12 protein-coding genes and 4 tRNA genes are annotated in these 12,334 nt (G+C 46.7%); 6 read left to right on the top strand and 10 right to left on the bottom strand.

Annotated features, from left to right (window positions below; translation table 11 throughout):
* Positions 1 to 68: 68 nt before the first annotated feature.
* The 3 genes from yihA to hisI form a co-directional block, all read right to left on the bottom strand.
* Complete coding sequence (gene yihA / locus ACN5NT_RS07155; protein ID WP_136799856.1) at positions 69 to 647, bottom strand: ribosome biogenesis GTP-binding protein YihA/YsxC; 579 nt, start codon at positions 645 to 647, stop codon at positions 69 to 71.
* Between the two features lie 171 nt (positions 648 to 818).
* Positions 819 to 1,691: an ATP phosphoribosyltransferase gene (gene hisG, locus ACN5NT_RS07160; RefSeq protein ID WP_419174978.1), complete on the bottom strand. Its 873-nt coding sequence runs from the start codon at positions 1,689 to 1,691 to the stop codon at positions 819 to 821.
* Between the two features lie 44 nt (positions 1,692 to 1,735).
* Positions 1,736 to 2,140 carry a phosphoribosyl-AMP cyclohydrolase gene (hisI, locus tag ACN5NT_RS07165; RefSeq protein ID WP_267314025.1) on the bottom strand — a complete coding sequence of 135 codons (405 nt, stop codon included), beginning with the start codon at positions 2,138 to 2,140 and terminating at the stop codon, positions 1,736 to 1,738.
* A gap of 335 nt (positions 2,141 to 2,475) precedes the next feature.
* Here hisI and ACN5NT_RS07170 point away from each other — a divergent pair, with 335 nt between their 5' ends.
* Positions 2,476 to 2,919, top strand: coding sequence for an FKBP-type peptidyl-prolyl cis-trans isomerase (locus ACN5NT_RS07170; RefSeq protein WP_136799853.1), 444 nt, complete (start codon positions 2,476 to 2,478; stop codon positions 2,917 to 2,919).
* 92 nt (positions 2,920 to 3,011) lie between these two features.
* Here ACN5NT_RS07170 and ACN5NT_RS07175 read toward each other — a convergent pair whose 3' ends face one another.
* Complete coding sequence (locus ACN5NT_RS07175; protein ID WP_419174979.1) at positions 3,012 to 3,635, bottom strand: pentapeptide repeat-containing protein; 624 nt, start codon at positions 3,633 to 3,635, stop codon at positions 3,012 to 3,014.
* A 477-nt stretch (positions 3,636 to 4,112) separates the two neighbouring features.
* Positions 4,113 to 4,601, bottom strand: a complete 489-nt coding sequence (locus ACN5NT_RS07180; RefSeq protein ID WP_136799851.1) for a thermonuclease family protein — start codon at positions 4,599 to 4,601, stop codon at positions 4,113 to 4,115.
* A 332-nt stretch (positions 4,602 to 4,933) separates the two neighbouring features.
* On the opposite strand from ACN5NT_RS07180, the gene ACN5NT_RS07185 reads away from it, so the two are divergent.
* From ACN5NT_RS07185 to ACN5NT_RS07205, 5 genes are all read left to right on the top strand, one after another.
* Positions 4,934 to 5,422, top strand: coding sequence for a cyclic nucleotide-binding domain-containing protein (locus ACN5NT_RS07185; RefSeq protein WP_419174980.1), 489 nt, complete (start codon positions 4,934 to 4,936; stop codon positions 5,420 to 5,422).
* A gap of 780 nt (positions 5,423 to 6,202) precedes the next feature.
* A complete protein-coding gene (tnpB, locus tag ACN5NT_RS07190) occupies positions 6,203 to 6,457 on the top strand; it encodes an IS66 family insertion sequence element accessory protein TnpB (protein WP_419174981.1) in 255 nt (84 codons plus the stop codon).
* A 241-nt stretch (positions 6,458 to 6,698) separates the two neighbouring features.
* On the top strand, positions 6,699 to 6,941 hold the full coding sequence (locus tag ACN5NT_RS07195; RefSeq protein WP_419175039.1) for an EscU/YscU/HrcU family type III secretion system export apparatus switch protein: 243 nt from the start codon (positions 6,699 to 6,701) through the stop codon (positions 6,939 to 6,941).
* 215 nt (positions 6,942 to 7,156) lie between these two features.
* On the top strand, positions 7,157 to 8,233 hold the full coding sequence (locus tag ACN5NT_RS07200; protein ID WP_419174982.1) for an NADH-dependent flavin oxidoreductase: 1,077 nt from the start codon (positions 7,157 to 7,159) through the stop codon (positions 8,231 to 8,233).
* A 287-nt stretch (positions 8,234 to 8,520) separates the two neighbouring features.
* Positions 8,521 to 9,006 carry a hypothetical protein gene (locus ACN5NT_RS07205; protein WP_136799847.1) on the top strand — a complete coding sequence of 162 codons (486 nt, stop codon included), beginning with the start codon at positions 8,521 to 8,523 and terminating at the stop codon, positions 9,004 to 9,006.
* Positions 9,007 to 9,075: 69 nt separating this feature from the next.
* Here the strand turns inward: ACN5NT_RS07205 and ACN5NT_RS07210 are convergent.
* The 5 genes from ACN5NT_RS07210 to lon form a co-directional block, all read right to left on the bottom strand.
* Positions 9,076 to 9,152: transfer RNA gene (locus ACN5NT_RS07210), tRNA-Asp, on the bottom strand.
* Positions 9,153 to 9,183: 31 nt separating this feature from the next.
* Positions 9,184 to 9,259: transfer RNA gene (locus tag ACN5NT_RS07215), tRNA-Val, on the bottom strand.
* A gap of 408 nt (positions 9,260 to 9,667) precedes the next feature.
* Positions 9,668 to 9,744 (bottom strand) — tRNA-Asp (locus ACN5NT_RS07220).
* A 31-nt stretch (positions 9,745 to 9,775) separates the two neighbouring features.
* Positions 9,776 to 9,851: transfer RNA gene (locus tag ACN5NT_RS07225), tRNA-Val, on the bottom strand.
* Positions 9,852 to 9,910: 59 nt separating this feature from the next.
* Entirely contained in the window at positions 9,911 to 12,283 is a 2,373-nt protein-coding gene (gene lon / locus ACN5NT_RS07230) for an endopeptidase La (protein WP_419175040.1), read from the bottom strand.
* Positions 12,284 to 12,334: the final 51 nt, after the last annotated feature.

Below are 12,334 nucleotides of genomic sequence, written 5' to 3' on the forward strand. Positions count from 1 at the left end.
CGGTGATGATGAAAAGATAAGCCGAGACAGAACCGGGGGCTGAACCTGTCGCAGCCCCCACCACCCATCTAGAGAAATCGCTGAAGAGCTTCAATCAGTTCTTGCCTGCCCTGGCCCGTTTTTGAAGAAAAAAGAACTCGTTGGGAAGGAGTAATGCCGTGACCCGCATCAAGCATTTTGGCGTTCTTGACCCGGTCATTGCCAGATACCTTATCAATTTTGGTGTATACAGGCAAAAACGGAATGTTTTTCTGGCTGAGCCAGGTGAGTAACTGGGTATCCTGCTGCTTCGGAGCATGACGGATATCCAGGATGACAACCACGCAATGTAATGTCTTGCGAGTTTCCAGATAGCGGGTAATCAATCCTTGCCAGGCATTCTGCATGTCTTTTGAGACTCTGGCAAAACCATAACCAGGGAGATCGACCAGATGGTACTGGTTATCGACCAGAAAGTAGTTCAAACCCTGCGTTTTTCCGGGTCGCCCACTCACCTTGACCATCGATTTACGGCCAATAAGCGTATTCATCAGGCTGGACTTGCCAACATTAGAACGCCCTGCAAATGCTATCTCCGGCAATTCTTCAGGGGGCAGCTGTTTGTCACTATGGACACTCAGTAAAAATTTAATGTCATGAAAAGTCATTTTTTCCCCTTATAAAAAATAAGAACCTGTACCGTTATCAGGATGTTCTATTATACGGCCAGGTTCATATTTTGAGCAAATTTACAGGATAAATCAAGCTGGTCGACGTATCGGCAACCAGAGTAACCAGATTCTACTGAACCGGGTTACACCAGTCATTATTTTTCCTGCTTAGATTACTTTGTTGAGCGGATATTCAATAATACCCTCTGCGCCCTTTTTAATGAGCGCTGGAATCAAGTCGCGAACAACATCCTCGCTCACCACGGTCTCCACAGAAAACCAATCAGTATTATAGAGATTTGCAATGGTCGGCGCATTAAGACTCGGCAGGATTTTGACGATCTCCTCAAGCTTCTCTTGGGCCACATTCATCTTCACACCCACAATACGATCAGCGTTAAGCGCTCCCTTAAGGAGAGTGAAAATGTTTTCGATTTTCTCGCGCTTCCAGGTATCATTCCAGGCTTCCTTGTTGGCAATGAACTGAGTGTTTGACTCCATCAGCTCATAGATGATGCGCAGGCCGTGGGCACGAATGGTGCTCTCGGTCTCGGTCACTTCGACAACTGCGTCAACAAGGCCGGAAACGACTTTTGCTTCAGTAGCACCCCAACTGAACTCGATCTCTACGTTGATTCCCTTCTCTTCAAAAAAGCGGCGGGTAACATTGACCAACTCAGTGGAAACTTTCTTGCCTTCCAGGTCCTCGAGGCTTTTAATGTCGGAATCACCGGCAACCGCGATTACCCAGCGGGTCGGTTTTCTGCTCACCTTGGAGTATACGAGGTCACCAACCAATACATACTCGGACTCATTCTCCATGGTCCAATCCTTACCGGTGATACCTGCGTCAAGCATACCGCTTTCAACATAGCGCGACATTTCCTGCGGGCGGCAGATAGAACACGCTACCTCGTCGTCATCAATTTTCGGAAAATAGTTTCTGGCTGCCGGCTTGATCAACCAGCCAGCTTTCTCAAAAAGTTCAATGGTCGCATTCTCGAGACTGCCTTTAGGAAGTCCCAGCTTTAACTGTGTCATCTTGTACGATCTCCAATTTCTACAGAAGTTAGGTTGTCTTCTGTTTATTTCTTGCCGTATACCGCTTCAGGGTCAAAAACTTTTTCCCCTTCTACTACCAAAGTATCTCCGTCGACTTTTCTGTGAAAGCATGATCGGTGACCAGTATGGCAAGCCGCCCCCCCAAGCTGTTCAACGAGAAAAATCACGGTATCTTCATCGCAGTCAACCAGAATATCATGGATAACCTGCACATGGCCGGATGATTCGCCTTTGAGCCAAAGTTTATTTCTGGAGCGGCTCCAGTAATGAGCCTTGCCGGTCTCCAGTGTTTTCTGCCAGGAAAGCTCGTTGATGTATGCGAGCATCAAAACCTCCCGGGTCTCATGATCCTGCACAATGGCTGGCAACAGACCATCTGCAGATTTTTCAAAGTTCAACATAACGTTCTCATCCTTTTGAAAATCAATCTGACTTTACAGACAGGGGCAGCGGACAAACAGTTCTCTACAAGAACCTGTTTAGAGCCTCTTTTTGAGTATAAGGCGATGGGCGGAAACTCCGCTTTTAGAACAGGCGATGCAATATAACCTGTCAGGATCAGGAAATCTGTCACATTACGTGGCTACAATCTCTTTGTCAAGCAATAGAAGATGTTTTTTGTAACCCAACTATAAATATTGCATAACATACCCTCAAGCTGATAATATAAGCGGTTCGTTACTAAAGTTAACAAATCGACCTTTAGAAAACAAAACACACTACATGTCAACTGTTTAAGTTGCATTAAGGAGTTAGCAGAGAAATGAAAATTGATACAAATGATATCGTCACCCTGGCATTTATCGGAAAACTCGAAAACGGTACTGAGTTTATGAAAGTCAGTGAAGATAAACCCATACAAGTTACCATAGGTAACAGCGAACTGCCTCCAACGGTTGAAAATGCCCTGGTAGGACTCGAAGTTGGCCAGTCTCGCACTGTACGGGTTACCTCGGAAGAAGGTTTTGGACCACGGATGAAAAACCTGTTACAAACGATCAACAACAAAGAATTCATCCAGCGCATCAACCCGAAACCAGGCATGGTAATCTCGTTAAAAGTTGATCGGGATGGAGAGGAACATCAGGTTCCAGCTACTGTGATGGAAGTCAATGAAGGTTCTGTGGTTGTTGACTACAATCACCCACTTGCAGGCCACAACCTGACCTATGAGGTTTCGATCCTCAACATCCAGAAACCTGCCTGATCACAAACACCACAATTGAAATAGAAAGGCCCATACTTTCTGAAGTGTGGGCCTTTCTATTCTACAGCGCAACAAATCTCAAAAATTACCGGTCACATAGGCTGGGCATCCGGCTCTTCAATCGTCTGCTGTGGATCTCGTAAGGTTGCGGTCCTAATCGGCGACAGTTTCTTTGGAGTAGGGGCTTTAACCGTGGTTTTCACCATTGGAACTTCCTCCTCGCTTCTCACCGTGACAAGTTCTCCGGCCCCCGTAACCTGATTCACAGACCCCTCTGCTGCGTTCTCCGCAATAGCCTCTTTATTGGCATCAGGCCTCTGCTCATCAAGCAAGGCACCTACGACATAAGCCCCATCCAATGACCTCGCGCCTAACATAGCTCCTCGGAGGTCTGCTTTCGCCAGGTCTGCGCCAACCATGACTGCCCCCTCAAGCAAAGTATCTCGTAAATCTGCACCAGCAAGATTCACCAAATGCATTTTGGCATTACGTAAATCTGCACCTTGCAAATCAGCCCCCCTGAGATCCAGTTTGTTCAAATTCAGGCCGCTGAGGTTGCAATCAGGACAGCTATTTGTCTTTTCCAGCCTCAGCAAGTTAGTATTTTTAACAACCGCATCCTCTTGATTGTTTGCACTGACACTATCGACACAAACGGCCATGGCACAGGCGACACCAACGAAGATACAACAGAATACCCCTGTCAACCTGGTCATAGTCCCTCACTTATGATTATATTTCTTTTTAAGGGTAAAGGCCCTTTTCTCATTTCTAGTTACACCTGAAACTCAGCTTCACCAGGTAATCCGTGAGGAGCTGGAGTTAACAGCATAAAGCTTAAGAAGTATTCCGAACAGCTCGACACAGAATATTGATTCCGGGAGGGAGCACTTGCCAATCTGCCACGCCTCAGTCCGCTCCCCTCACCTTTTCACGCTGAAGATCAGCAGGGATTAGATTCTCTTTAGTCTGTTTTCGTTCTTTCAGACAAGGTGGAGTTTTGCTTGAAAACGCATCACCATGATCGCCCCTGTTTTTCTATTTTGACCTTGTTTACTGTGCCATTTCAAACAACATCTTTCAAGAAAAGAGACGTTCACTACCACAAACACGCATTTCATTACAACCACTCAAGTCATCAAAGTAAAAATATCCGACGTAAGCAGTCGCACACAACCAGATCTGCAATCAGGCTACCCTCTTGTTCTTCGCCACTCCCAGGGAGGGGTCGGCTCCTTGTCGCGCCAGAGCCCTTTTCTTTTCGCTCTGGCTTGCCGTTCCAGGCGATTCCATTCCCTACAGACTGATTCTCTGCAATAATAATCGTATACCCATGCAGCGCCCTGCCGAACCAGTTCCCTATTGACGCAGACAGAATCACTATAGGCAATCGCCAAAATCCTGTTATAGCTATCCCGTCCCTTTACCTCAATCGTGATGTCATTTGCCAGCAAATTCGTAGTTCTTTTTTTAGCTGTTCCGGCATGCGGCTGATCATATTCAGGACAATCAATCCCCCACAAACGTATTTCCTTTCTACCACCTGCCGTCCGAACCACAATTGAGTCGCCATCTATTACTTTTATAACTTCACCTTGCAATATTTCTGATGCAAATAGACATGAGGAAGCCGGTAGAAAAAAACCGATTACAATAATAAGAGTCTGGAATATTGCTTTCATAAATACGTACCCTTCCACCGTCTCAAAATTTATTCTGAACTATTTGCTTACCTCAAGGAGGATAAACCCCTTGTTCCTATATCAGGCAACAGCAAAAAACATTGGAACTGAGATCGCATCCAGAGCAGCCCTGTTTTCTCAATATAGCAAAATCTCTATTGTTATTTGCCCTTTTAATGTGATATTGTTGAATTAGTTCAGGGTGTCAAAATCAGTCACAGAGGAAAATACATATCATATTTACCTCAACTTGTCAGTTATGATCAACGAGCATTTTCCCGTCGTAACACCCCTAAAGTGACCATTAAACGTCAACTTGAAAATACTTATACATGTCTGCGCTTATACTTTCAGAATCTGAAGAGGACACTCGAAATTTCCTACTCAGCCTCCCAATATTTGACAGTCTGGATGTCGATGAATTAACTATCCTGGCTCAACATATGAGTTATGTCCATCTTAAAAGAGGTGAATATCTTTTCTTAGAAGGTGATAAAGGCAGCTTTATGGGTTTTGTCGTACAAGGACTTCTTGAGGTAGTAAAGAAATCCGAAACCGGCCAGAGTGTTGTCATTGCCAGGCTGGCCAAAGGAAACTCCATTGGTGAAATGGGCCTCATAGATAAGTCACCGCGCTCGGCAACTGTTATCGCCAGACAACCCACTTTAATGGTGACGCTCACCGACAAAGGGTTTGATATGCTCACTGATCGCTCACCAATACTGGCTGTAAAGGTAATCCAGAAAATAGCCAGGCTCTTGAGCCTTTACATGCGGCGCACCTCCAGCCGACTTGCTGACTTAATGCAACCAGTGGTGTAAAAGAGATCGACAGCCCCTTTCTCGATCAATCCGATGTAACTTTGCAATAATTACTCTCTATACCTATCGGCGCTCTGACCGCCATCGATCATTCGTATCTTGTAGCGCAGATCCAGTCTGAATTTTCTGCTACTGTTGAGGTCAGGGAAAGCTCTTGATTAATACTCGAGGCGCTGAGAAGTTACCGCTATCAACGCCTCCTACTAGACTGTTCAGATCCGATAAGCAGCATAGACTTCCTGAAAGAAATAAGGTCAGCCCCCCCCCCCCAGCTTATAATTCTGCCACGTATCCCAGCCACCCGGAGGTAACTGGGGTGTAAGCGTCTCACCATCCCCATCTTTTTCCCACCAAAGAAAGTGTTTCAATATGCCACCAATTCAAAGGAGGCATACCACATCAACATAATCCAAGGGCAAACCGGCAGAAGTAAAAGCTGCGTTCTGGCAAAAGTACATTTAGATCTTCAACGGTAGCGTATTGAGTCAGGCGAAGTATTGTATTGCGGAAACCATTCCCTTGCCTTATACAACATTCTGCTAGTGGATAAGGAAACTCAAGAAGGATGATGGGCAGCAGGAACAGGCACGTTTATACCCGTCCTTTGACCGTGCAGTCTGCCCAGTTGCGAAAACACAGCCAAACACTTGCCGGATTGACGATCCATATAGGTCAAAATAAATTTCGAGCAGAAATTGCTGAACATTTCTCAGTTGTTGCTCTCAAGAAAATTTTGTCGGTTCTGCAGCAGTTATGATTTTCAAACCAGACGAGAGTTGAGTGTATACTGCCCTTGATGCAACTGACATGCGGAAATCGATCGACGGATTGTCTATTCTTGTGGAAGATCATTTTGGCCTGGATCTGTTCCCAGAGAGTTTGTTCGCGTTCTGTAACCGGAGACGAGATCTGGTGAAAATCCTTTACTGTAATGATAGCGGCTTTTGCATTTGGATGAAGGGGCTGGGGGAGGATATCTTTCGATGGCCTAACTCCGAAGAGGAGGTTATGGAAGTGAGAACGCTCATTGAGTAACTCCAGGGTTCTCACCTCGCGGAGCTAGAGAAACTAAGAGATCGGCATGAGGCGGAAATGCGTTTGCTCCAGGATCAGGTTCGCACCAAGCTTGAGCGGTAGGATTGGCAATGGCTTCCTTCAGATCCTTCATTGGCTTTCCTTCACCGGTTTCTTCTCATCGGGCAGATCCGGACAGTTTCTCAGGACACCCTTGCCTTTACCTAAACATTCCATCCTTCAGGGGTTATGAGCTGTTGCCCTGGACTATGACCAGCAAAAAGATTCTGCGCCCAAAATCATTATGAACGCAAGAGGGCATCTGGACTTAAAATTACTTTCACATGCCAAAGCAAGCGCAGTACATATTCACCATAATCCAAACCTCGGCGAACTTCTCTCCAAACTCCCCAGCGGAGAAGAAATCCCCCCTGACCTCTATCAGGCAATTGCCGAAATTCTTGCCTCTGTCTATCAGATGAGCGAAAGGTTAAAGGATAAATGAACAGCCCTGGCCATTGTTCTTAATTACAGCACGCTTAAGCTCTTTGAGCTATCGTCACCACGTCTCACCCTCCCCCTGGTAATTGCCTGTTTTCAAATGTGCTATAGCATTTCCTGTGATACTATCTGTATTACAAGAGCTGAAAACAGATTCCATATACCTGTACCGAAAACATTGCAGGATCTCTATTCCACCTTTCTTCCCGGAGGTTGATAATGGGCGAGACTACCAACAAACTTTTTTCTCCATTCTCACTGCATTCCTTCACCATCAGAAATAGAATCGGTGTTGCTCCCATGACCAGAATGTCTGGAGACAATCGCTCCATCCCTCGGCAAGATGTGCTGGATTTTCTCGTACGTCGTGCCGTAAACGGAGCCGGCATTGTCTACACCGAAGCAATTGTCACCGATTACGAAAGCGCTCAGGGCTACCCGGGCCAGGCACGGATCACCAATCGGGAGCAGATAGATGTCTGGAAAAGCGTAGCAGACAAGATACGGGATGCCGGAGCTATCTCGATAATGCAGATATTTCATTGCGGCCGAATAGCCTGGCCGGAAGTCAATCCGGCTTGCAGGATCATAGCGCCGAGCGCCATTACCCCAAAGACAGAGAACCCGCTGACAAATGCGCCATACCCGCTCCCCGAAGAGATGAGCGAGTTTGAGATTGAGCACGTTATTCAGGGTTTTCAGGAGACGGCGAGAGGAGCTATGGCGGCTGGATTCGATGGCGTTGAGATACACGGTGCCCACGGTTATCTCATTAGCCAGTTCCTCTCGAATTATTCCAACAAACGCACTGATAAATATGGTGGCAGCCTGGAGAATCGCTTCAGGTTTGCCCATGAAATTATTCAATCAGTCAGAAAGGTCATACCCACCACTAAAATTCTCTCTTTCAGGTTATCTAACTGGGGCATAGTTGATATGGATGTGTCACTTTTTCAGAACAGTGGAGAATGGCTTGACCTTATCTCAATGCTATCGGAGCAATCTATTGATGCCCTCTCTATATCGACATATGATTTTAAGGAAAATGCATTTGAAACAAACGCCACCATGGCAGAACTCACAAAAAAAACGTCAAATCTTCCCCTCTTGATCTGCGGCAAGGTGTTTGACCGAGCCACGGCTGAAACAGCACTGCAGCATGCTGATGTGGCGCTCTTTGCCAAGTCGATGCTGCTCAATCCAAACCTGGTTGAAGACCTTCGTTCGAATGCACAATTACCCTGTTACAGCTCGGAACAGGCAAACGTAGCCTACACTGAAGCAATCCTGCCATGATCCTGAAAAAATGCTATTTTTCCCTATGATATTGACAACTCATCGACATATCGAATAAATAGGCGAAATTTTTAATGACTCCAAAGAAAAGTGGTATCACGACAACAAATCATTCATGTTTTTTGGGATGTTAATGATATGTTTTAAGTAGAAAAGAGATATTTATTCCCGGCCCCGGCCGGAAAAAGATTTATTCTGGCTTGGATCATTGTTATTGGCCAGAACGTATCAGACACAGCAGTTTATAGCATCGAACGACCTGGAATCCCAGCGAAGAGGGTGCCATAATGACAACCGTCTCAAATCACTCTGTAACTCTCCTGTTCCTGGCAACTCTGCTCTTTATGTTTCTCATGGCAGGGGTTGTCGTCCTCTGGTATGCCGCCAGGATGAATCTGAATGAAGGGCTCTGTTTGATCCGCACCAGCCTCAATGTCCTGAACAATCAGGATGGAGGTGTCCCCAGTCGCTGTAGACGTGAATTCAAACGTGTCGATATCGATGGATTGAGAGCTGACATTTCCGACGGTCTTGCCTCGTATAGCGGTCTGGTAACCAATATCTCTGCCCACGGACTATGCCTGCAAGATATACCCGACAGGTTGTCAAGTTCACGTTCACTGCTTTCAGTGGTCGTCAGAGGTCAGGTCGAGAATTACAGGATAGTTGCCAGACCACGCTGGGTGGTGATTCAGGAAAATAAAGGAAAAACTCTTGGGGTTGAGATAGCAAGCTCCCCTACCAGCTGGAACGAATTCGTTTTTTCCCACTGATCTCTCCCCCAGGGATAGTGAAACAAAAAAAGGGTTACAGCCTTATTGACTGTAACCCTTTTATCGTACTGGCGGGGCCGACGAGACTCGAACTCGCGACCTCCGGCGTGACAGGCCGGCATTCTAACCAACTGAACTACGACCCCAGTAATGACGCTTGACGCTCTGTCAAATTTTTGGTGGGCGGAACAGGGCTTGAACCTGTGACCCTCGGCTTGTAAGGCCGATGCTCTCCCAACTGAGCTACCCGCCCCGCGTCAGCGTGAGGGACTATTTACCAACTTCCCCCTAACCCGTCAAGCAAATAAAGTGCGATTTAATTTAAATCCCACAATTAATTATAGCCGCCGTGAATACAATGTAAAGGCAGACAAAACATGAATCGCTTTAACTCATCCCTATCCCATTGTGGTACCGATAAATACTCATAATATCAAAGGGCATGCTCTGTTCGAACCAGATCGAAAAACACAAAAAATAAAGCCCCTGCCGGGTAAACTGCTACCTTTACCCCTGATTACATTCTGACAACTTACTCAATTAATTAGAGACCGGAATGATTTTGACAGGACTGCCTATTATTTGAATGTGACGAGAAGAATAAAAGACAAGAAACAAAAAAAGGGTTACAGCCATAGTGACTGTAACCCTTGAATTGTACTGGCGGGGCCGACGAGACTCGAACTCGCGACCTCCGGCGTGACAGGCCGGCATTCTAACCAACTGAACTACGACCCCAGTAATGACGCTTGACGCTCTGTCAAATTTTTGGTGGGCGGAACAGGGCTTGAACCTGTGACCCTCGGCTTGTAAGGCCGATGCTCTCCCAACTGAGCTACCCGCCCTGCGTTAGCGTGAGGGAGTATTTACCAATTTCCCCCTAACGCGTCAAGCAAAAAAGGTTCTAATGTGCTGAATTATGTTCCAATGCTTCGCCATTACTCGCTAACTCATTTGAAGTAAGCGTCTTTAGAACAGTCTCCCCTTCTTTCAATACAATTGCATGTTCCAGTACCTCATCCATATGTTCCACGAGCGTAATGTTGAGGCTTTTACGGATTTTTGTCGGTACATCAGCGAGATCACGCTCATTATCCTTCGGAATCAGAACATGAGTGATATTACCCCGTTTGGCAGCAAGTAATTTTTCGGTCAAACCGCCGATGGGTAAAATTCGACCTCGCAGGGTAATTTCCCCGGTCATTGCAAGTTCATGCCGCACAGGTGCCCTGAGTAATGCAGAGACCAAGGTAGTGGCAATGGTAATACCGGCAGACGGTCCATCTTTGGGAATTGCACCCTCCGGTACATGAACGTGTATATCGAGCTTCTGGTAGAAGTTTGATTCAAGCCCAAGCAGATCGGCACGTGAGCGGACGTAGGAAAGTGCTGCCTGTGCTGATTCCTGCATTACATCGCCAAGCTTACCGGTAATGGTCAACTTGCCGGAACCAGGCATCAGGGTAGCCTCGATGGTGAGCAACTCACCGCCGACTTCAGTCCAGGCAAGGCCGGTGGTAAGGCCAATTTCATCCTGCTCTTCAGCCAGGCCATATCTGTATTTAGGAGTTCCCAGGAACTTTACAGCTGACTGGGCACTGACCCGATACTTCTTGTCCTTTTCGTTCTTCTTCAGTCGATCACGGGCTATTTTTCTGCATAGTGAAGCGATGTTTCGCTCAAGATTACGTACACCGGCCTCCCTTGTATATCGCCTGATGACTTCGAGAATTGCCCCATCCGTCATCATGATATCGCCTATGGCAAAGCCATTTGCCTCAAGCTGTTTGGGAACCAGGTACCCTTCTGCAATCTTCAGCTTCTCCTGCTCGGTATAGCCGCGAATCTGGATGATCTCCATCCTGTCTTGAAGTGGAACCGGAATACCGTGCAGGTTATTAGCGGTAGTTATAAAAAATACTTCAGACAGGTCATAATCAATATCGAGATAATGATCGTTAAAGGCAGTGTTCTGCTCTGGATCAAGTACTTCAAGCAGCGCAGAAGATGGATCGCCACGGAAGTCCATGGACATTTTATCCACCTCATCGAGACAAAATACCGGGTTGGCAACATTCGCTTTCTGCATAGACTGAATAATCTTACCCGGCATAGCACCGATGTAGGTACGCCTGTGGCCGCGAATCTCTGCCTCATCCCTTACACCACCGAGTGACAGACGGGCAAATTTTCTGCCCATTGCCCTGGCAATCGAACGGCTGATTGAGGTCTTACCGACACCTGGAGGACCGACCAGACAAAGAATAGGACCCTTGATCTTTTTTACCTGGGTCTGGACAGCCAGGTACTCAAGAATTCGCTCCTTGGTCTTCTCCAGTCCGTAATGATCTTCGTCGAGAATCCGCTCGGCTTTGGCAATATCGAGCTGAGATTTGGATTTCTTCTGCCAGGGGAGGTTCACAATGCAATCGATGTAATTGCGGACAACTGTTGTCTCGGCAGACATCGGCGGCATATTTTTGAGTTTTTTCAGCTCCTTGAGCGCCTTATCCCGGGCAACCTGCGGCATCTTCTTTTTGCCTATCTGCTCCTCAAGCTCACCCATCTCATCCAGGCCCTCTTCATTCTGGCCCATCTCGGTCTGGATCTCACGAACCTTCTCGCTCAGGTAATAATTTCGCTGGGTTTTGCCCATACGCATCTTTACCTTGGCGTTTATAGTCTTTTCCAGCTCGGCGAGCTCGATCTCCCGGTGAATTACCTCAAGAACCTTCTCTATTCTGGTAATTAAATCATCACATTCGAGAATCTCCTGCTTCTCATTTGCCTTTAACGGTAAATGCGAGGAAATGATATCCAGCATCTTCACCGGATCCTCGATAGTACTGACTGATTTCACCACCTCTTTGGCGATTTTCTTATTGGTAGAGGCAAACTCTTCGAAAAATTTACGAAGCTCTCGCTCATAGGCAATGAGTTCGCCTGTCTTTTCAATCTGGTCAGCCAGTTCCTGCACTTCAGCCTGCAGGAAATTCTCATTGGGAACATAAGAGATAACTTTAGCTCTCTTTTTCCCCTCGACCAGTGCCTTAATGGTACCGTCAGGTAAGCGCAGCAACTGCATAACTGAGGCGAGCGTACCATACTCGTAAATGCCGTCCTCTTCAGGATCATCTACGGCGGAGTCTTTCTGGGTAACAAGCAGAATTTCAGTACGCTTTTCCATCGCATCCTCTAAAGCGAGGATCGATTTTTTTCGTCCCACTACCAGTGGCGCTACCATGTGCGGAAAGATAACAATATCCCGCAGCGGCATAAGCGGATAGAGCTTAGTCACTTGTTCTCCTTTATGTCATAGCCGCGCCCG

Origin of the sequence: Desulfosediminicola sp. (assembly GCF_048381775.1) — a bacterium.
GTDB classification, from domain to species: domain Bacteria; phylum Desulfobacterota; class Desulfobulbia; order Desulfobulbales; family Desulfocapsaceae; genus Desulfopila; species Desulfopila ganghwensis.